The following is a 22815-nucleotide window of genomic DNA, read 5'->3' as shown; positions in this document are numbered from 1 at the left end:
GTTGAAGACATACCTGAATTTCCAGTTTCAGGAATAAATTCGGGCATAGAACCGTGTAACGAAAAATAAGTGCTTTCAACTTCTCATCTTTTTACTGACCTCCTGTGTTTTCATAGGGTTGTTGGCTGGTCTGGGGGAAGAATCTGGCCGATTTCAAGTTTAGTGAAAAAGGCGGATCGGATTTCGGACCTTTTTTAAGCACCAGACCAATAATTGGAAGAATTTATTGGGACATATGCTGCAGAAAATTTTTCTTCTTTAAAGTTTCGGGACTTATCAGGAATATCTGATCAAACTAATTAATCATTTAACCTCTTTACAGATAATTTACAGATAAAGATCTTTGGCCAATTATTCTTACCCTGGTGGTTAACACACTCTTTCAGGGGTTCTTATGAAAAATATAATTTTTTCAGATTCGATCTCCGATTTTTTTCACCGGCTATTCGTTTCCCTGTAATTAAGCATGTCCCGGTTTCTGCTTTCGGTACGAATTACATCACAGGGGTTTTTTCTGGGCTTTGCTCTCCCATATGTAAAAATCCTGAACTTTAATTCAAAAAATAAGGAGGAAAACAGCTCTATTCGGCTGCCTCCTCCCGGAAAGTTATTGTCTTTTTTGTTTCCGGAACCAGCAGAATCAGCTGGGTATGGAAATCTTTTCTCTATTTTTGCCTTCTTTCATTCCGATTTCTCTATCTCCTTAGTTTTTTCTTCGTTTTTCTCCTCAATCAGATCATTGCAAACATATCCACTACATCATCAAAGTCTATCCTCCCATTCCCGTTGAAGTCAAAGTACTCCACCGGCATGTTTTCCTCTATCCAGTCCATGTTGTGGAAGTAAGCCACTATATCCACGAAGCTGAACTCCCCGTTCCCGGTGAGGTCTTCATAGAGTCCGTCCCCGTCAAGGTCCTTAGGGGCATATTCCTGATCCGGCAAGGGAGAGAGAAGGGTCACCTCAATTGTCCCTGCCAGGAAAGCTGGCTCGACAGAGTCCCCTGAATCGTCATCCAGACGGTCAACTTCTATCGAAAGGTTCGCAGATCCTTTCTCCTTTCCGGAAACCGTGAGAGTGGCAAGCACAACATCTGCTGCCCCTTCCTTAACGGCATCTTCCCCGTCAACAGCCTTCAGGTAGATAGAAGTCCCTGGCAGGGAAGAGTTTTCAGTAATCAAAGCCCAGGAAGGGTACTCTATATCAACTATCTCGGCAACGGCCGGGTCGTCGAGAGCAACGGTCAGGTTGTAGCCTGAGAACCCTGCAGGGAAATTACTGGCAACGATACTTATTTCAGTAGATTCGCTTTCTGAAACTGAGGAACTTTCCGGATCGAAATAGAGAGTAACGGTTGCCCCGGAATCCTCGGAAACTTCTATGTAATCCGATTTCAACTCAAAGTCAGAGCCAGCAGCATTTTCCACAGTCAGATTTACGGTGTAGTTACCTGCTGCAGAATAAGTATGCACAGGGTTCTGTTCCGTAGAGTTTGCTCCATCCCCAAAGTCCCAGAGCCAGGAAGAAATTGTACCCGTAGACTGGTCGGTGAAGTTGACTGTTAACGGTTCCAGACCTGATTTCACGTCTGCGGAGAAATTGGCGACAGGTATTTCCGGAAGCACTGTTATGTAACCAGCTTTCACATTTGGTGTCCAGCCATCATATGCTGCAATCACATCATAAGTGCCGGGTTCGGTGTAGGTATGGGTGATGTTGAAATTCGGGGAGTAATCGTATGTTCCGTCACCATCCACATCCCAGGCCCACATGTTCCAGTAATCTGGAGCTAAACCAGAAACGTTTCCCGTGAACTCTACAGTGAGAGGAACGGTCCCTTCAGTCACATTTGCTGTGAAATCCGGAGATGGGTAAACTACACTGATATAGTCGATTTTAAGTTCGGAATCGCTTCCTTCTGAGTTGGTAACCGTAAGTTTCACAGAGTATGTGCCTTCACCAGTATAGATGAATTGTGGGTTCTGCTCCGTGGAATCCACGTTACCGTCATTGTTAAAGTCCCATTCCCAGGAAGTAGGTGAGCCGGTTGAGCTGTCCGTGAACTGCACTTCCAGAGGCCCTACTCCTGATGTCACGTCTGCAGAGAAGTTAGCAACAGGTGAAGAGAGTGAGTCCTTGAAGGCATAGACTTTCTGGTCCGCTCCTATGCTGAAAAGCATACCATCCGAAATTGCCGGGGTCGATCCTGCATGGGGAGCGTGCCAGACTACTTCTCCCGTAAAAGCGTCCAGGGCATAGAGGTCATTGTAACCGAAATATCCGTTGCCTTCGGTCCCGACGTAGGCAAGCCCGTCAGCTACCGCAACAGAACATGTCCAGCCTCCTATCCCGCCGTCCTCTCCTGTCAGGGAAGGGGTTTCCCAGATTTTTTCTCCCGTACTTGCGTTGAAACAGTATGTCTGTACATTGGAAAAACCAGAGCAGCCACCGCAAACATAGACATTTCCGTAGGCAAAAGCAGGAGTTGAATCTGTCCTTTCGATAGTTTGCTGCCAGATTATGCTCCCGTCAGCAGCGTCCAGGGCAAGAAGGTCCCCGTCTCCGTAGAAGTTGTAGGTTGTCAGGTAGAGAACCCCGTCTTTATATGCAGGGGACCCGCAGAAGTTCTGTTCGATATTATTAATATGCCAGACCTGATCCCCTGTTACTGCGTCCACACAGTAGGCATGGCCTGCATAAGAAGACCCATAGCCCCAGCTTGTCAGGTAAAACTTTCCGTCCGCGTATGCAGGGACGGACTGGCCGTCTCCGACTACTTCAAAACTCCAGAGCAGGTACCCTGTGTATTCGTCAAGACAGTAATAATGGCTTCCATCCCAATCGCTAAAGATTACCATACCATCCGCAATAGCAGGTCCGCTGTTAACCGCACCCTGACTTCCCACAGTATCATTGAAACACCATATTTTTTCTCCGGTTTCGGCATCGTAACAGCCAAGTTCGGGGCCTGTGGCCGTAAAGACCATGCCGTCATCATAAGCAGGGGAAGCCCAGGAACCGTATACGGCTTTCGGAATGCTGACGTTCCAGCTTATGTCTCCGTTAAATTCGTCCAGGGCTACTAACTGGGGAATATCATCCGTGCTCTCTTCCATTCCTCCGGCCCCGCATATCACAAAGACTTTTCCTCCGGCCACAACAGGGGAGGAACTGCTGATTGCATCAATGTCCTCACTTACCCACTCAGTCCGGTTGGTCCCGGGCCCGCTTTCTGAGTATCCAAGGTGGTCAACCTTTCCATGGAACTGGTACCAGGAATTCTCAGGAACGGACTCGTTTTCCTGCTCTTCAACATAATTTGAGTATGGCATCACAAGCGGGTACTGATCGGTTCCTGAATCCGCAGTGTAAGATACATCCCCGATTCCGTCCCCGTCAGAGTCGTTTCCTGTATAATCGTCGTAGTAATTACCCATATACCCTGTCAGTTTTTCTCCTTCCCAGAGGTATTCTACGGGTTCCGGACTCTGGAAAAATGAACCTGCCCCTCCTGAAATATGGTCGCTTGAACCGCCCATCTTCCTGCCGTTGTTGTCGATAAAGGTGTTCTGATAGATCCGGTTGTCTCCAGCGCTGTCAAGCACGGCTGCAAAGTCCCAGCAGTTAGAGATGTTATTCTGCCGGAGAGTGTTTTCAGTTCCCTGTAACCATACCCCTTCGGCACAGTCATCTATAAGGTTGTCCTCTATCAGTGCGTTCTTTGCATTGACGTTAATTGCAAAGCACATCTCTTCGGTCCCTGTAATTTCAAAGCCGCTGATCTCGACATCTTCAGCGCTTACGGTTATTCCTGAAGAGCCTGTGAACCCCGATGCGTTCAGGATAGGGTCCCTGATGCCTTTGAGAGTTAGGGTCTTGTTGACGTTCAGGACTTCATGGTACTCCCCCGGATAGACCTTGATGATATCTCCGGAATCGGCTGAATCAATAGCTACCTGGATAGACTCCCCGCTTTTAACCGGCCAGGTGGTCGGGACTTTGACTGCGTAAATATAGTCTTCTACAACTTTGGTATCCTCTCCGTGGTTGTTTTCAACGGTAAGGGTTACGGTGTAGCTGCCTGCGGCAGTATAGGTGTGAACAGGATTTACCTCAGTTGAAGTGTTTCCGTCCCCGAAGTCCCAGAGGAATTTGTTTGCGTTGAAGGACCCGTCTTTGAAGGAAACGGTCAGAGGGAAAGCCCCTGTCTGTTTGTCCGAACTGAAGTTTGCCGTTGGGGGAAGAGCCTCGCCCTGTCCGATGCAGTATAGGTATCCGTTATCTGTTCCATAGTAAACCTTGTCGTTGGAAAGGGCTGCACCCTGCAGGGTGTATGCGGAATCCTCAGGGGGGTTGTAGTGCCAGGCAAGGGTTCCGTCAGGGTTCAGACAGTAAATCGAGCCGTCAACTATGGCTTCTGTGAAATAGATGTACGGATCGCCATTTTCGACCGAAATAACAGGTGAAGACTTTATTCCTCCGCTGACCGGAGTCTCCCAGATTACAGTTCCATCTGAGTCGTTCAGGCAGAACATTGACCCGGTCTCGCCGTGTTCTCCGTGGCCCACATAGACCCTGCCATCATACACTACAGGAGTCGAGGTTGAGAACCCTATTGAAGCTGCCCATCCGCTGTCAAGGAACTGCCCTGTTTCAGGGTTGAACCCTACTTTGAAGCAGTAACCTGTTTCCTGCCCTCTTTCCGAAGAGGTGTACAGGGCCCCGTCAGCATAGGTTACTGAGCTTCGGAACATCCCTGGATCGGTAAGTGCAAAGGAGACGTCGGAACTCTTACTGAAGTCAACTTCATCTACAAAAGTCCCGGTGTCTTTTTCGAGACAGACCATCTTGCCTTCAAAGACAGGATAGATCAGGTAGTCTCCAACAACTACCGACCCGCTCCAGATAAAACCTGACGTGTTAGTGTTTTCATGCTGCCAGACAAGGTTTCCGCTGTCGTCGTAGCAGTAGTAATATTTGGTTCCGGTTCCTCCTTCAAGCCCGTCTCCGATGTAGAGTTTATGGTCAGAATAGGTGATCGGACACTCCAGGTTGCCGTTGGTTACGTGTGCTTTCCAGAGCTCACTCCCGTTTTCGGGGTCAAAAGCGTAGATGTCTCCTTCTGCGGTCGGGACAAAAAGTTTCCCGTTCCCGAGAGCGGGGGTCGAGGTCTGTGTCAGGTCTCCGCCAAGTTCCTTTGACCAGATCAGGTCTCCGGTGTCTTTGTTAAAGGCCCAGACAGAAGCATTGCCTGCAGTTACGAAAACCGTATTTCCGGAAATCACTGATGGGACGTTGATGCCCCCGCTCCCGCAGGGTTCCTGCTCCGAAGAAGTCAGTTTCTGCCAGAGGAGTTCCGGGTCCCGGGTTGGGACAGAACTGAATGTGTATCCGGTATGAGAGCTGTCTTTCTGGAACTGAGACCATCCGGATTCGGTAACCGTTTCGCTTGCCGTAATATAGTTGGTTTTTGTTTCGGTGTCGGAACCTCCGTCACCTGTGACTGTCAGGCTGACGGTGTAAGTTCCTGTGCTGTTGAAGCTGTGGCTCGGGTTTTGCTCGTTAGAGTCTGCGTTTCCGTCGTAATCAAAGTCCCAGGCCCAGGTAGTTATTCCATCGCCTGTGGAAAGATCGGTGAAGTTGACCGTTAGAGGGGCATCTCCGGAGAGCGGGTTTGCACTGAAGTTAGCTACGGGAATTGAGGGTTTTTGTTCTTCCTCTGTTGTGAACCCGAAAAGGTACCTCTTGTCCGTCCCGTAGTATATCCACCCATCTGAGATTACGGCTCCTGCGAGGGTATAAGCTGTTTTGCTGGCATCTGCATAACTCCAGGTAAGCTCAGGGTTCGTGCAGCCTGTGTAGTCTTTGAGACAGAACACACCACCTGTAGCACTGTTTACCGTGAAGTAGATATAGGCCTCTCCATCCCCATCGTCGTAGTATGTAGAGATTGCAGGAGAAGACTGAACCGCACCTGCAGCGTAGTGCCATATCTCGTCAGTAAGGTCGGCATCAAGGCAGGAAATTCCGCTTCCTCCTCCGTACATTCCCCCTGCACCCACGTAAACTCGCCCATTGTAATAAGCGGGAGTTGAGGTAGAATATCCGATATTTGCTATGTACTTATCAGAGGTGTTAAAAGTCCCATCTGCCCCGTTGAAACCAAGGGCGTAACAGTATCCGCCTTTGGATGTGAAGTATATCCTGTTCAGTTCTTCTACATAGAGTACCGAGGACCTTATTTCTTTACAGGTTATCCCGAACTCTTCGGAAACATTTATTTCGGCAATGTCAGTTCCTGTATCCTTATTCACGGAAACCAGGTGCCCGTCATCATCTCCGTATACAAGGCCGTCCCCGATGACGGCAGCTCCTGCCCAGTAGTAGGACCCCTGTCCGCTTATCTGGGTTGTTGAAGTCCGGTTCCAGACTTCGTTGCCGGTCTCATCCAGGCAGTAATACTTGCGTCCGCCCATCGCTTCCCCAAAGTAGATTTTGCCGTCATAATAAAGAATAGGAGTGTCAAGCTGTTTACTGCTTAAGGTTTTATTCCACTTCGGACTTCCTGTTTCTGCGTCAAAAGCAAAGATCTTCCCGTCGACGGTTGGCACAAAGACTATGCCATTTCCAACCGCCAGATTTCCCAGCAGAAATCCGCCTCCACTTGTGGATTCTTCCCATAAAAGAGTACCTGTGGTTCTGTTAAAGGCACAGAGGTGGTTGTTACTCGCCACAACATACGTCATGTCCCCGGCTACTACCGGAGTCACATCGATATTTCCTCCCATGCTGTAATTCCAGGAAAGCGAGCAATTCGTCGGGTCAGTTATAGGGGCTCTGTCTGCAGTTACACCAGTGTTGTGGACATCTTTCTGGAACTGAGCCCAGTCGGAACCCAGTACCGGCTGAGCAGCCGCCACTAATAACAGTAATAAACAAATTAGAAATATTTTCAGTGTATGTTTGTTCATATTTTCGTTTCTCCTATTTTTTTTCATAGGGGTTCAGCCTGCCTGCGCGGAAATGTCCGGACCTCCGAATATTTGGTATACGGTTTGCTCGGACAGGAATTTTTTTGGTTTAAGGATTTTCGGACCTTTAGAAGGCAGGAAGAGACTGGATTTTGTTTTTCTGTTTTTTTATTCTCACGGATTTTGAGGATTCTGAGATCAGCCGGTTTTGAACCACCTGGCTGTGGAAAGTTTTGGTGACCTAACAGGTGATGATATCATTTCAAAATCCGGAAAAATACCGAATATAAAAAACACAGCTCGAATTAAAATTCGCCCTTTAAGCAAAAATGTTTAAATACTTGTCAAGATCTTTGGTGAAGGGCATACCTGACTTTCAGTTCGTTTAAAACAAATTTCAGGCAAGAGCCGTGTATATAAAATAAGTCTTTTAGTTTCTTTTTTTGAGATCCTCCTATGTTTTTATGGGGTTAGCGGTTATTCTGAGCGAAAGAATCGGGCCGCATTTTATGTATGGTGAGGCTGCCGAATCAGGTTTCGGGCCTTTTTGAAGCGTCAGACTAACCGGATTATTAAGGAATTTTCGTATCTTAGCTGGATACAATTCGCAATATATTGAATAATTTTGTTTAAATGTTCCAGGTTTTTCAGAAATATTTAATTTAACTATTTAGATACAATTAAACAGATTGATATTTGTTGCTTCTACAAATAAAAATCTTTGGCTAATTATTCTTATCCTTATGGGTAACATGCTCCTTCAAGACCCTGATGAATTGAAGAAAATTTTTCATATTCTATTCCATATTTTTTTTCACCTGCTGTCCGTTTCCCTGTTATTGAGCATGTTCAGGTTCTGCTGTTGTTGACTCAAATTTATTATAAAAGTTTTCCGTGCGCTTATGCAGTTAAATGAGCACTAAGTTGTTTGATTAAAAATACTACTGAATTTTGTATAAAAAGAAAATAAGTTGGATAAAAATCTATGTTGGCACAAATTGTTAATGCTTAATGAAACTGGCTTTTAATTTACCTTCATATGTCCTTGAGTACACAATATTCTTATGTACACAATAATTGAACTGTCTCTGTAAGGTTGCCATTTCTACGATAAAAAATCTGAACTTTAATTCAAAAAAAGAAAGGAGGATAGCAGCCTTATTCGGCTGCTTCCGCCCAGAAGGTTATTGTTCCTTTTTTGTTCCCGGAACCAGCATAATCAGCCGGAACCTTTAGAGCTACTGAAGTGTTTTCCTGACTGTTCTTTCCTACTACTTTCCAGTAATTATTCCATATCTGAGAGTCCAGCAGTAAGCCCTGGCTGAAAAGCTCATCTCCAGCAGAGTAGTCGCAGACTATGGCTGTAACATTTACATCGCAGGTCCCTCTGTTTTTGAGAGTTAGATTCTGGAGCTCACTGGTTTTTCCAGGGTACAGTTCCCCGAAATCCAGAGCAGAAGGAGATACCTCAAGAGAAATTACCGGAACAATGGTTACATTCAGGGACACATTTGATGACCCGTTCTGGCTCCCTGAAGAAGCTTCCTCCACCGTGATATAGTCTGTCTTTACTTCCAAGTCGCTTCCCGCTGCACTGGTAACTGTTAGGTTGACAGTATAATTTCCGTCGGCAGTGTAAGTATGGACCGGGTTCTGTTCCGTGGAATCCACGTTTCCGTCGTTTTCAAAGTCCCATGCCCAGTCTGTGATGCCTTCTCCGGTTGATTCGTCGGTGAAGCCTACAGTCAGGGGTGCTTCTCCTGAACTCACATTGGAGCTGAAGTTTGCTTCCGGTAGAGGTACTTCGGCTTCCTTGAACGCGTAAAGTTTTCCGCTTCCTGTACTGAATACCATATCGTCAGCAATTGCCGGTGAGCCTCCACAGCCTTTATAGCTCCATATTACTGTTCCTGTTTTTGCATCAAAAGCGTAGAGTGTTGATGAGCCTGTAAAGAGTCCTTCAGCTGCCCCTCCTGTAAAGACTTTTCCATCCGCAACAGCAGGTGAACATACCCAGTCTCCTATATTCTCAGAAGAATCCGTTACCCATATTGTTTTCCCGTCAGAGGCATTAAGGCAATATGTATTGAGGTCGCTGTATCCCGCCGTACCCGCCGACAAATAGACTTTTCCATTTACCACAGCTGGTGTTGAATCCGTAGGAGGTATATCGGGTCTTCCCCATATTTCATGTCCGTCGTTCAGGTCAAGCTTGTAGAATCCATCCTCTGTCCCGAAACTGTAAATAGAAAGGTACAGACCTTCATCGGTAACTGTTATGGAACCGCATGGGTTGCTTGATAACTCGTCATTTTCCCATATCAGTTCTCCAGTGGTTGCATTTACGCAGTAGACTGCATTTACGGTAGTCCATCCCGAAAGATAGACCCTATCCTCTTTGTAAGCAGGAGTAGACTGTGCATATAGCCCATCTACCTTGAAAGTCCACAGAAGTTCTCCCGTGTTTTCATCAAGACAGTAATAATTTCCTCCGTCCCAGTCGCTGGCAAATACCTTTCCATCTCCTATTGCCGGGCCGCCGTTACATGATGCAAGTTCACTCGGGTTCTGGAAGGTCCATAGAATATCCCCGGTAGAAGCATTTACACAGTAAGTGTTTTTCCCTGCAGATGCGAATACCTTTCCGTCATTGTAAGCAGGACATGACCATGAACCCCATTCCGGAGCCATTACGGTTACATTCCATATTTCTTCTCCTGTTTCCTCGTCAAAGGCAACAAGCTGTCCCTCGGAAGTCAGAGGGTTGCCATAGTCATCAACAGCGCCGTTGCATAGTCCGAAGACCATTCCTTCGGCAATAACCACGCTTGAACTCGGAACAAGGGAATACGTATCATTAAGAGGCCCGGCAATCCAGGCAAGGTTAGCGCTGTCAGGAGCATCAGAGCTACTATATCCGCTGTGCTGTGCATCCTTGTGGAACTGGTACCAGGTATCCTCGGATATCACAATTTCTTTAACTGTGATCATTCCCGAAATTTCCAGGGCATCGCTACCGTTTTCGTTGCTGACAGTAAGTTTTACGGTATAGCTACCTGTATCGTTATAGGTATAGCTCGGGCTCTGTTCGCTTGAGTCATCGTTTCCGTCGTTGTCAAAGTCCCAGGCCCAGGAAGTAGGTGAACCTGTGGATTGATCCGTGAAATTAACGGTTAGAGGAGCAGTACCACTCGCTACATCCGCAGCGAAAGCAGCAACCGGTTCTACAGGCGTAGATGATTCGGATACAGTGATGTAGTCAGTCTTCAGCTCGGAATCGCTTCCATCTTCATTCGTGACTGTTAGGTTTACGGCATAGCTACCTGCATCGGAATAAGTATGGTTAGGGTTCTGCTCGGTGGAGTCCATGTTTCCGTCGTTGTCAAAGTCCCATGCCCAGGAAGTAGGTGAACCTGTGGATTGATCCGTGAAATTAACGGTTAGAGGAGCAGTACCACTCGTTACATCCGCAGCGAAAGCAGCAACCGGTTCTACAGGCGTAGATGATTCGGATACAGTGATGTAGTCAGCTTTTACTTCAGAGTCGCTTCCGCCTTCCCCGGTGACCTTGAGGCTAACAGCGTAGGTTCCTGCATTGGAATAGGTGTAGCTCGGGTTCTGCTCTGTCGAGTCCACGTTTTCATCGTTGTCAAAGTCCCATGCCCAGGCGGTAATTCCATCGCCCGTGGAAAGATCGGTAAAGCTGACAGTTAGAGGTGCGTCTCCGGAAACGGGCGACGCGCTGAAGTCAGCGGTAGGTGCTTCAGGAACCTGCGAATCAGGAGTTGTGAGTCCGAAGATGTATTTGTTGTCGGTTCCGTAATAGACCCAGCCGTCAGAGATTGCAACTCCCGGAAGAGAAAAGTCCGTTTTGCCGCTTTCGATGTAACTCCATACAAGTTCGGGGCTTGTTGAATCGGGTAAGTCCTTGAGACAGTACACGCCTCCTATGGGTTTTGCGTTTACCGTGAAGTATATGTAGACTTCCCCGTCTCCGTTGTCGTAGTATGTGGAGATTGCCGGGGAGGACTGAACTATCCCTGTGCCTCCTACAGGATAATTCCAGATCACGCCGGTCAGGTCGGCATCAAGGCAATAAACCCCATTTCCATTGGATTTCATTATTTCTCCCGAACCTATGTATATTCTTCCGTTGTAATAGGCAGGAGTCGTGGTAGAGGCATAGGCGATGTTTACACTGTGTTTGTCGGATGTATTAAAGGTCCCGTCGGCAGGGTTAAAACCAAGAGCAAAGCAGTATCCTCCCGTAGACGTGAAGTAGACTCTTCCCGGGTCTTCAACATAAAGGATTGAGGACCGGATTTCTTTACAGTCTACCCCGAACTCTTCAGAGACATTTATTTCAGCAATGTCAGTTCCTGTATCCTTATTCACGGAAACAATGTGTCCGTCATTGTCTCCATAAACGAGGTAGTCCCCGATTACTGCAGCTCCTGCCCAATAGTAGGATCCCTGACTGTTTTCCTGGGTTGTTGCGGTCCGGCTCCAGACTTCGTTACCGTTCTCATCCAGGCAGTAATAATTGCGTCCACCCATTGCTTCCCCGAAGTAAATTTTACCATCAGAATAAACAATAGGAGTGTCGAGCTGCTTGCTGTTTAATGCTTTATTCCACTTCTGACTCCCTGTTTCTGCATCAAAAGCAAAGATCTGCCCGTTAGAGGTCGGCACAAAAACTATTCCGTTTCCAACTGCTGCATTTCCTATCAGGAAGCCGAGACTCCCACTTGTGGATTCTTCCCAGACAAGTTCGCCTGTGGTCCTGTTAAAGGCATAGATGTGATTGTTACCCGCCACAGAATAAATCATGTCTCCAGCCACTATAGGAGCCGAATCAACGTTTCCTCCCAGTTTGTACTCCCAGGAAAGTGTGGAGTTCATAGGGTCCGTTATAGGGGCCCTGTCTGCAGTTACACCTGTGTTATAGACATCTCTCTGGAACTGAGCCCAGTCGGAGCCCAGTACCGGCTGAGCAGCCGTCACCAGGAGCAATGTTAGACAAATCAGAAATATTTTCAATGTATGTTTGTTCATATTTTAGTTTCTCCTATTTTCTCATAGGGGTTCAGCCTGCCTGTGCGGAAATGCCCGGTTACCTGAATGTTCAGGAGGGGTTTTGATCGGGCTGGAGTGTTGTCTCAAGATTTTTTCGGACCTTTAGAAGGCAGGAAGAGACTGGATTTTGTTTTTCTGTTTTTTGTTCTCAGGATTCTGGAGATCATCTTATTTATTTTCAGAGTCCGATTATCAGACTGAAAATAGCAGCATGTTAAACCCTGAAAAAAATTGAATGTGAAATACACAATTTTATAAAAATCTAAATATGCCCTTTCAGTAACATTTAGCTATTTCTCAATATTTTTGCTGAGGACATACCTGATTTTCGTAGCCCTGACTTCCCAGCTTTTAGGAATAATTCAGGTCTGGAGCTGTGTACAAAAAAGTAAATGGTAAATGCTTTCAGTTTCTCATTTCCTTGTAACCTCCTGTATTTTCATAGGGTCGAAGGTTGATCTGGGCGGAATCTGACCTTATTTCGAGTTTTACGAAGTGGGCAGATCATATTTTTGGACCTTTTCGAAGCGCCGGATCAAGCGAATTAATTTGACAAAATGAATTAAAATTTTTGTAATGCCTGAGTTTTTATCATGTAACTATTGTATCTAGAATCTGTAGCATTTGTATACACAAGTTTGAACTACAAATTAAGCGATTTTTTATATTTAATCTAGTCATTTTTCTCCTAAAAAGTTCCAGGATTTCTCAGGAAAATTTGGTTAGACCAACTAACTGTTAAACACCTCTACAAATAAAAATCTTTGGATTATTATTCTTACCCTCTAAGCTAACAAAACTCCTCCGTATCATGAAAAAAATTAATAAGTTTTTTAATTCTATCTTGTATTTTTCCTTTTCACCCACTTTGGAATATTACGGCTTATTTTTGGATTGAGTTATCCTGTATTAAAGAAAAATCAATCAAAAATCGTTATTATCCATTCTTGGAAAATAATATCAATGACAAACTTGATTAATACTAATAGGTAAGTTTTTGGAGTCCTTTTTCAGCAATGTCTCATCTTTGCTGTGGATTTGAGGTTAAGTTATTATGTACTGTATGTATTTTTTTCCTGATTATATGTAAATTTCTACCCCTAACTTTTCAATATTTGTTGTTTTCATGGTCAAGATTAACACACTAACCTTTTTCTTTAAATTATTTACTTTGCTCCTGTTTTTTCAGTGCTTGAGGATTAGCAATTATATGTCTATTTAATATCAAAATTGTTTATTATCTGGCTGATTTTTGATGCGTTGAAACATTAGCAAAAATATTATATAGAATCCCCTCATAATTTGAGTATCCTATGTTTTCATAGGGGGTTTGGTTAGCCTGTGTGGAATCTCGGGCACGTCCAGATATATAGTGTGTCCGGGAAAGGAATTCGGACCTCCTTGAAGCGCCGGGCTAACCGTTATTCTGGAAAAAAGTTGAAGTTAAGGAGGATTTTGAATCTCGGCAAAAGAACCTTTACTTTGCCTGAATACCGTTTTTACTATTTTTTGATACTTGGGAGGAAAATTCATGGAACTATGTTTTCGGTGAGTTTTTGGCTTATTAAGCTGATGCTGATTTTTCATGAGGTTCTCAGGAAGAAATACTGTTAACAATAAATACTGCTACTAATATGCTGTTTTAACTTTTGTTCCCACGTTTTTTGTTGGTCGCAACGAGTTAAGTTATCTGACACTTTAACTTCCAAAATCTGATGCCTTAACTTCAAACTGTCAATGGTTATCGGAGTAATGAAATATAAATTTAACAAAAATGATAACAAGTTCGAACTTTAAAGCTAAGAGCTCGGTAAAAGACCAAAAAAGGGCCGATGGGGTATACCTTGTACCTTTTGACGCCTGATTGATTAAAAAACGTAAATTCTTATTTTTTCTATCCTGATGAGCAGAAGCTTCCACAAACTTTCCCCGAAGCGAAGCTTAAAGCCTGCTCACGGCTGTATGCCTGCCCAAAACTGTTTCATAATTGAAGTCCAAATTCATATTTGAGACCAGTAATAACAGGGATTTATATAATTTACAAATTTTCGCGTGGTTAAAGGCTACAGCCGGAGTGTTTTAAAGTGGAAAACTCAGAACCTTACTTTAATCCGGAAATCGAGACCATGGACCGGGGAGAACTCGATGCCCTCATCGAGGAAAGGGTGCGGTATACGGTAAAATATGCGGCAGAAAATTCGCCATTTTACAGGAAATGGTTTGAAAAACACAGGGTAAACCCTGGGGATATCAAAGCCCATGAGGACCTCCTCGAACTTCCGATCATCTCCGGAAAGACTATCCGGGAAAACCAGCCTCCCGAGAGGGAGGATTTTATGTTCAGGAGCGTGGGTTGGGGAGATGTTTTCACCATTCACGAGACCAGCGGTACGAGCGGGACCCCAAAGAGCTTTTTCCTTACCTGGGAGGACTGGGAACGTTACGCAGAAAAGTACGCCCGGATTTTCAGGTCCCAGGGCTTCGGGCCCGGAGACAGGGTTGTTGTCTGTGCTTCCTACGGCATGAATGTGGGAGCAAACACCATGACCCTTGCTGCCAGGCAGATTGGAATGAGCATTATCCCTGAGGGCAAGTGCACTTTCCCCCTGCGTGTTATTGAAGCTTACAGGCCGACAGGCATAGTGGGCAGTGTATTCAAGCTCCTGAACCTTGCCCGCAGAATGAAGGCTGAAGGTATCGAACCAGAGCAGTCGGGCGTAAACAAACTGGTTGTTGGCGGGGAAGCCTTTGCTGAAGAGTCAAGAAACCATCTAGCGGAAATCTGGGGCTGCCCTGTGTACAACACCTACGGGAGCACGGAAGGGACGATGTGCGGAGAATGTAGCGAAATCACAGGGCTGCACGTTCCCGAGGACTTTGTCCATCTTGATGTTTACGACCCGTACCTGGAGAATTTCGTGCCGGATGGGGACTGCGGGAGAGTAATCCTGAGTACGCTCCTGCCTGTTGGGGCAAAGGCAGGCAACCTGCTCTTAAACTACGACACCGATGATACGACCGTCGTCCTTACGCGCAAAAAGTGCTCTTGCGGCAGGACTCACATGAAAATTCTGACTCCCCAGCGAGAGGCGGAAACCGTCTGGGTTGAAGGAACTCCTTTTAACCGTGTTGATGTGGAAAGGGGGGTCTTCCAGCGTGAGAACATGGACTACCTGACAGGAGAGTATGAAGCTTTTCTCTACGGGGGAGAAGATGAAGGAGAGACCGTCCTCAGGGTCAGTCTGGAATGCGAAAACCCCGAAACCTGTGACCGTACTATTCTCAAGGAAAACTTCCTCCACTCTTTTTTTAGGTATAAACCTCCTCTCTCCAGAGCTTATGAAGACGGCACTTTCAAGATCATTTTCAACTTTACGGGGCCGGAAGGGCTTGAACTGTACAAAATAAAAGGAAGGCCAAAGAGGCTTGTGGACAGGAGATAATGGAAAAAGTGGACAGAGAAAGGAGAATTTACCTTTTATCCTTTCTCATTCTACTTGTAAATATTACTTAAACTGTATCATGTATTTATTTTTTGCGAATTCTTTTCCTTTTGTTTTTATTTATTATTTATTTTTGTCTCCTTTCTTAATCTATGGACGCTTTACCCATTTCATATATTCTAAATTTTATAGTTCCCAAACATTAATATACTGAGGAGCGAAATAACATATGAGCACAACTCTTTTATATTAATGATCAAGTGAATAAAACATATATAGTAATACTTACATTAACTTAATGTATTATCATTCGGATAAATTGCAAATTACCTGGTGATACGATGGAAACAGAACTTATGAGGATAGGGGTCTCCCTTCCAGACACCCTTCTTAGCAAATTTGATGAGATTATCGAAAAAAGAGGATACTCTTCCCGTTCGGAAGGCATAAGAGACGCCATCAGGAGTTACATTTCTTACTATGAGTGGATGGGTGATATTAAAGGTCATCGTGTAGGGACAGTTGCTGTCATATACGACCACACAAAGCGCGGGCTTTCAAACGCCCTTGCCGATATCCAGCACCACTACTCTCACCTGATAAAGTCCTCCGTACACATCCACCTCGACCACGATAACTGTTTTGAAGTAATCGTTCTGGATGGAGACGGTGAAGAGATTAAAGAGCTTGCTGAAGCTATAATGGCCCTTAAGGGAGTTAAATTCTCAAAACTCACCACGGTAGCTTCAAACGAAAAAATCTGATTTTACCTGTCGGGGTCGTATCCACAGACAGGCATGATTACTCGGGAGTATTGAAGGATTCAAGGTATATTATACAGCAAAAACTCCTTCAATCTCTTCGTTTAACTTTTTTCAAAGCGCTTTTCAATGTGCTTCAGGAGCAAGTTTCCGAATTCCGTAAGGTCGTAGATCTGGAAACTGCGTTCTCTCCTCGAATCCACGAGCCCTGCTTCCTTTAAGAGTTTAAGGTGATAAGAAAGTGCAGAATGCTTCTGGTCCGTAGCTTCAACAAGAACGCAGACACAGAGGCTCTGGACTTCGAGGGCTTTGAGAATTCGCAAGCGAGTCGGATCTGCAAGAACCTTGAATAAGCCGACAATCTCCTCAACATCTTCATGCAGGGCCTCATGAACAGCCTCAAGTACATCTTCAGGAAGGGAATAAGCATCCCGAACTTCTATTATTTTTTTCTCAGACATTTTTTCCACTCAGACTTTTGCACTTAACCATTTATTTAGGCAAAAATGCGGTCATTGGTTAAATTACATGATTATGGCTTCCGGTTGTTTTTTTCAAATGAAAATTATAGCTATTCTTTTCACTGAAAGCTATTCCTTTCACTGGAATTACAGTAATTTCTCCCAACTTAAAGTAACTTCTTTTTATTTTTAAATTACCTTATATTAGCATGAAAGTAGATGAGGATATCTTCCTCACGTACTCTCTTTTTTCTCTTTTCCCACAACTGCAAATATTCCACTGATAATTTTAATCCTTTCATCGATTGATAATGTCTCAATTTCAATGATTTTCCTCTTTTGGATTTCTCCCTTTTTATAGCCTGTTTCATCTTCATAGATCTCATCATTGTCGAATAAGATGCCATATTATCGTTGCAATTTTTCTCGCCAGGGCAACAATTGCCTTCGCATATCCAATGGACTTCTTTTTTCTGTTAAAAAACTCTTTTAACTTGCTATTTTTCTTTCTTGCTGCCGCTTGAGCAATCTGTATTAGAATCCACCTTGCTTCCTTTGATCCTCTCTTTGTAATTCTTCCGTTATGGTATTTATCTGCGGATTGATACACATTAGGAACTATTCCAAGCCAAGAAGCAAGCTTATTGCCTGAAGAAAAGTCCTTAAAATCTCCAATTTCAGCAATTAAGGTGGCTACACCAAGTTCCCCTACACCAGGAACTGACACTAAAATTTCCATTTCACGCTCATGATTTCTGTAAGCGTAATTGAAAATTTCTATCTCCAAAATTTCAATTTCGTCGTCAAGACACTTTATGAGTTTCAGACAGATATTAAGTCGGAATGCAGCACTTTGAGAGATTTCTTTGTCAAGAATCTCTCTTATCTGGGCACTCTTATTACGAACATTTGGGGAAAGGTTTTCCATAATCTGGTCAACGTTTTTACCCGAAGAGATTCCTGATAGAATTGCTCTACCGCTCTTTCCAAAAATATCTGTCAGTACATCCTTCAAATTAAACATTTCAGGTGCGAGAATAGCATGAGCTTCATTTTTTATGTCTGTTCTTTTTTGTACAAGACTATGTCGAAGCCGAACGTATGAACGAAATGCTCTATGGTTTTTTGGAAAAATTCTTGATGGTTTAATCATGTTATTCAGTGCAAGTTGTGCGATGAACTCAGAGTCGATCTTGTCTGTTTTTTGTGCGTAAAAGCCTTCATATCTCGGGCATTCCCAATTATAACAGGGAGATGCTTTATCAATGAATCATAAATAGGAACCCAAAAATCACTTGTAGATTCACATGCGACAACGTCGCATTTTTCAGATATTGCCCATTTTTTAAAGGCCAAAATTCCGTCATCATTTCTATCAAAACGTTGCTGTTGTTTTTCACCAAATCTGCTGAGAATTGTAGCTATGAAAAAGATTTTGTGAATGTCTAAACCACAGGCTTTGTTTATAACTTCAATCAAATCAAATCACCCAATTTATTTGGGCAGTGGAATTGCCTCAAAGGCCAATTTAGCATCCGTGATCAGAGTCACATTTGAGCCTTCGATGGCAATTCACTGATTAGTTTGGCAACGGTTTTGAGAAACCAAAGAAAAGACAACCTTACTGCCCAAAGTAATGAAGAAATAAACCGTAAAAAAAGGTAGGGTAAAGTACTTTCATTTCTTTGTGCCTGTTATTCGAAGAATTTCATATGCGTTTATTATTGCCCACGTTTATTATTGCCCTTCCAAACCGAATTTTACTCTCTCAATTCCGATCCGGAAGGATATTACCGACCACTTTTTTACCTTTTTTCTTCAGGGTTTCACATTCCTTTCAGCGTATCTGGACTCGTTGAAAGGATCTCTCTCCACCGGAGTCCAAGTCCAGAGAGAGCGATTCCGCCTCCAAGCAATGTGACTGAGTTTTTTATTATATGGTCAAGCACAGCGACCGTAAACCCGAGTTCAGGCCTGATCCCTCCAAGCCCGAACACTGCGGTAAGGGCTACCTCATATGTTCCTATAGCGCCGGGAGTAACAGGAAAAGTTTTTGCAATGTTTCCGAGGGCTACTGCCAGGAAGATAAGGGAGATCGTGAACCCTGAAGACATATCTACCCCGGCTGTCGGAAAGGCTTTCAGGACCAGATAGCAGGTAAAGATGTCCATTCCCCATATAAAAAGGGAGGAAGCAACCACTGCAAGAAAGGCACCGGGACGGACAGCAACAATGCTCATCTGGTGGATGAAAGCGGATATAAACTCTTTTATTTTATGGAGAGGTTCCCCGGAAGAAATTGCAGAAACCTTTTTCCCTCCTCTCTTTGTTATGCGACCTTCCCTGAAAGACAATGAAAAAAGGCCCACGAAAAAAATGAGGATAGCAAACCCCGAAAACCTGATAAGGGACTCCATCCAGACTGCAAGTTCAAACCTGGAAGCTACCCCTGAAGAAGCAAGTGCGGCAATGGAGGTAATTGCAATTATGTCAAAGACCCTTTCTATGGTCAGGGATGAAAGACTCGTAGTAAAAGCAAGATCCTTACTCTTTTTCAGGATATACATCCTGCTCAGGTCTCCTATTCGGGCAGGAAGAATCACATTTGCAGACTGGCTAATGAAAATGCTTCCTGTAAGAAAGCCAAGCCCGTAGTGGTTTCCAAGCCTGTTAAGGATCTGCTGGAAACGAATCCCTCGGAGAGGCCAGGAAATACAGTAAACAAGAGAAGCAAGGACCAGGGTGCTCAGAGACACCTGCTTTATATTTTCCAGAACATCGGAAGCTCCAAGAAAGGTTGCAACAAGGGCCAGGATCAGAAGGGCAAGAGAAGCTGCCAAAAAAAGCTTTCCTTTCCCGGAAAAAAGCCCCGGGAAAAAAAGTTCCCACCAGAGACGGAAAATCTCAGACCCCATTCCAAGAATATCCTTTACAAAATTTACCTTGCTTGACCCACCGTGTCTCCAGTAGACGGGAAACTCCAGAACCCTGTACCCTTGATGCTGGGCCCTGACCAGGAGTTCGGTGTCCCAGAACCAGTGCTGGTTATCAATTTCGTCGAGCAGCTCAAAGAGTGCATCTCTTCTGAAAGCCTTGAACCCGCACTGGTGGTCATAGAGTTTTGAGTGCAAAAAAAGCCGCACAAGGGAGTTGTACCCTCTGCTCGCAAACTCCCGTTTGAAAGGTCTTTTTGCATCACTTTCGGGCATTATCCTCGAGCCGGTGGCAAAGTCATATCCTTCCGTACTTACGGCTCGGATCAATTTTTCCAGATAGCTCATATCTGTTGCAAGATCCACGTCAATGTAACAGAGTACATCTCCTGAGGCAGCCTTAAAAGCCCTGTTCAGGGCTCTTCCCCTGCCCTGCCGTTCATCGGAATGCAGGTGTTTGACATAAGAGTGCTGTTCCGAGAGCTTGGAAGCTATCCGGTCCGTACCGTCCGTGCTTCCGTCCTCTGCTATGATGATCTCAAAAGAATCAGTTATCTTTGAAAGAGCCTCTGCTGTTATCGAGACCGTATTTTCTATTCTGGCAGCTTCATTGTAAGCGGGTAGAACTACGGAGACGCTGGTTATACGAACAACCTCTGAGTGTTTGTGATAATAGTCTTGATTTATGCTGACTTCGATATTACATCTAATTCCATATACTCTAATAAATCCCATATTTATAAAACGAATTTGTAAAATCCGTTTTGAAGCGTATTTATGAAAAGTCTTTATGAAACAATGTTTAGATAATTAAATAAATTAGATAACGGACCTAAACCTTGATTATTTTCTTTAGCCAGTTTTTTTCTGAAAACAGAATTATAATATCCCTTTAAGTATCTTTCTTGAATTTTACTTTTACGTACACTCTTTCTTGAACTTTTCTTTTTAGGTACCTTTCTTGAGTTTTACCTTTTACACATCGTTTTTTAATTTATATATTGTGACTGTACCCATGTAAACCGGCTCAAAATAGGTTTCATCCTCGAATTTATCCATTTTTACGGAATACATCTGCCGTTCAAGATTACCGATATACACATAGCTTACGTTATATTTATCCATAAGCTCCAGGGCTTTCTTTTCATTGCCAGTTGAATAAATCGAACGGACATCTTTTATTCTCTGTCTCACTTCTCTGTGGTTTCTTCCCCAGAACCTTTCGTGCCTTCCCCACCCGATGACTGTAGGGAGCCCGGTATTTGCAGAGATCCTTGAAGTATAACCGTAACCACCATCTGCAGCAGCTTCGAGAACTACCGGGGAGCCAGTAATATTTTTCTGCATCCAGATTATGGCATTGTAATCCCCCATGTCCAGTTCCTTCATATATCCCATTCCGTCAAGGGAAGGCTCGGCATTCATCTCTTTTATTCTTGTATCGGTTGATACTACAGGAAAAAAAGAACAGGAAATAACCAGTAGCACAAGTACAGCTGCCCATGCTCTTTTTACATAAGTTCCCTTCAAAACCCCTCTATTTCCGGACTCTTCCCCGGAAAAGGAACGAAGTTCATAATAAGAATAAGAGGCTGCAATAGCAAGGAAAACCCATAAATGCATATAGAATTTGAAAACAGTGTTCATGCGGGCAAATTCACCTGAAATGGGGTCATCCAGGAAAACAACTTCGCAGAAAAGACCAAGGAAAGCGGCTGTCGCGATTAGAAGGGATACAAAACCTGTTGCACTTCTTTCCGGAAGATCCTTCAGGAATATAAATAGAGAAAGGGCGAGCAGAGGCAGAAGGACTGCAAGCAGGGGAATGCCACATGCAACAGATAGCAGGGCTGAGCCTCCAACCAGAAGGAGAAAAGATCTGATTTTTCGCCTGGAGTCCAGACGGGTTATAAGGAAAGAGAAAGTCAAAAACAGGAACAGTCCGAAAAGAATCAGGAACTTATCAATCGTCGTCCTTAATTCCGGCACAACTAAATCGAAACCTTCTGCCGCCTGAGGGCTGAAAGAAAGGTAAAAAGAGAGATATGGCAGGAAGCTGAAGACCGAAACGAGAATGGCTGTGCCGAAAAAGCCTGAAATGGAATAGGAAGTATTTTTCTTTTGAATATAATGCCCATAATAAAATGAGAAGATAACAATAAGGGTCAGGCCGAAATACACAGGAAAGTCCCAGGAATTGGAAGGAAACAAAAAACCCAGGGCTATTGAAAATATAATTAAAGCCAGGCTGTTTTCAAAAACGGAGTGTTCATTTTTCCTGAAATATATATTCAGGAGAAATACCAGAGTGAGCAAATAAAAAGGGATTGCAAGCATATGAGAGTGCAGGTCTCCATGTATGAAAGTGAAATATGGAAACTCGTTTATCGTAAAAGGAATAACTCTCGAACTGCTCCAGTAGTACATACTTGAAACCTGCTCCTTGAGGACATACATGGAGACAAATTGTATAAGCCCCTGCAAATTTCCAAGCAGCATCCCGGCCCCTGCCGTCAGGAACCCATACCGGATTTTTCCATGAGTAAGGTTATACCCAACGCCGAAAAAGAGGTTGAAGGAAAGGGCAAAAGTAAGGGCAATTGCCAGGTTAAAAAGGATGGAAGGTTTGACAGCACAGAGTTTTCCCGGCACGCCCACGGAAAGATACCCGAAATAATAGTAAAAATCCAGAGACCCTCCCGCAAACCAGGGATCGGACGGAGGAAAAGAGGAAGTCCTTATTACCGCATCTAAAAAAGCAGAGTCCATAAATTTCTCATGCATGTATATTTCCGGAAGATGTACACGTACAAGTAAGAAAAAAAAGAACGCTGCAAGGAATACGAGTTCATTGGTGAGCAGAACCTTTCTCTCAGGGAAAATTCTCTTTTTCCAGTAAAGGCCGATTGACAGCAGGCAAAGAACAAGGAAAGAGATCAGAATTGTAACACGGTTAAAGCCCCAGATGTAAGAAAAAATCCAGGAAAAATAAGCTACAAGCATAATCCCCAGAGTTTTTGCTGCCGAAACGCCCCCGTCAGCCAGCCTGTTCCCGGCATTTTCAGCAAGTGGAATAGAAAGCAAGCCAAGGAGCTCTATAAGAAAAAACCATAAAATTACTTGAAGGTAATCTGACACTTTTTCTGTACCTGCCTGTGAAATTCACTTTT

At 44.2% G+C, this 22815-nt stretch carries 7 protein-coding genes and 1 pseudogene; 2 read left to right on the top strand and 6 right to left on the bottom strand.

Annotated elements, in window-relative coordinates:
• Positions 1 to 731 precede the first annotated feature (731 nt).
• Together MSSIT_RS18875 and MSSIT_RS18870 are read right to left on the bottom strand one after the other, a co-directional pair.
• Positions 732 to 6971: an outer membrane protein assembly factor BamB family protein gene (locus MSSIT_RS18875; protein WP_082089167.1), complete on the bottom strand. Its 6240-nt coding sequence runs from the start codon at positions 6969 to 6971 to the stop codon at positions 732 to 734.
• Positions 6972 to 8129: 1158 nt separating this feature from the next.
• A complete protein-coding gene (locus tag MSSIT_RS18870; protein WP_048173993.1) occupies positions 8130 to 12026 on the bottom strand; it encodes an outer membrane protein assembly factor BamB family protein in 3897 nt (1298 codons plus the stop codon).
• A gap of 2105 nt (positions 12027 to 14131) precedes the next feature.
• Between MSSIT_RS18870 and ftsA the strand changes: the two genes are divergently transcribed.
• Both ftsA and nikR read left to right on the top strand, forming a co-directional pair.
• Positions 14132 to 15490 (top strand): coenzyme F390 synthetase, encoded by a 1359-nt coding sequence (gene ftsA / locus MSSIT_RS18865; protein WP_082089071.1) that lies wholly within the window; start codon positions 14132 to 14134, stop codon positions 15488 to 15490.
• Between the two features lie 341 nt (positions 15491 to 15831).
• Complete coding sequence (gene nikR / locus MSSIT_RS18860; protein WP_011023967.1) at positions 15832 to 16254, top strand: nickel-responsive transcriptional regulator NikR; 423 nt, start codon at positions 15832 to 15834, stop codon at positions 16252 to 16254.
• 101 nt (positions 16255 to 16355) lie between these two features.
• Here the strand turns inward: nikR and MSSIT_RS18855 are convergent, their stop codons facing one another.
• From MSSIT_RS18855 to MSSIT_RS18840, 4 genes and pseudogenes are all read right to left on the bottom strand, one after another.
• Positions 16356 to 16712: an ArsR/SmtB family transcription factor gene (locus MSSIT_RS18855; RefSeq protein WP_048173992.1), complete on the bottom strand. Its 357-nt coding sequence runs from the start codon at positions 16710 to 16712 to the stop codon at positions 16356 to 16358.
• A 234-nt stretch (positions 16713 to 16946) separates the two neighbouring features.
• Positions 16947 to 18191, bottom strand: a pseudogene (locus MSSIT_RS18850) (IS110 family transposase).
• A gap of 347 nt (positions 18192 to 18538) precedes the next feature.
• On the bottom strand, positions 18539 to 20380 hold the full coding sequence (locus MSSIT_RS18845) for a flippase-like domain-containing protein (protein WP_197080300.1): 1842 nt from the start codon (positions 20378 to 20380) through the stop codon (positions 18539 to 18541).
• Between the two features lie 240 nt (positions 20381 to 20620).
• Positions 20621 to 22783, bottom strand: a complete 2163-nt coding sequence (locus tag MSSIT_RS18840; protein ID WP_048173991.1) for a DUF2298 domain-containing protein — start codon at positions 22781 to 22783, stop codon at positions 20621 to 20623.
• Between the last annotated feature and the right edge of the window lie 32 nt (positions 22784 to 22815).

This window comes from Methanosarcina siciliae T4/M (genome assembly GCF_000970085.1).
In the GTDB taxonomy this organism is placed as follows: Archaea; Halobacteriota; Methanosarcinia; order Methanosarcinales; family Methanosarcinaceae; genus Methanosarcina; species Methanosarcina siciliae.
The sequence above is the reverse complement of the archived record's forward strand: the minus strand, read 5'-3'. Positions and strand labels throughout refer to the sequence as shown.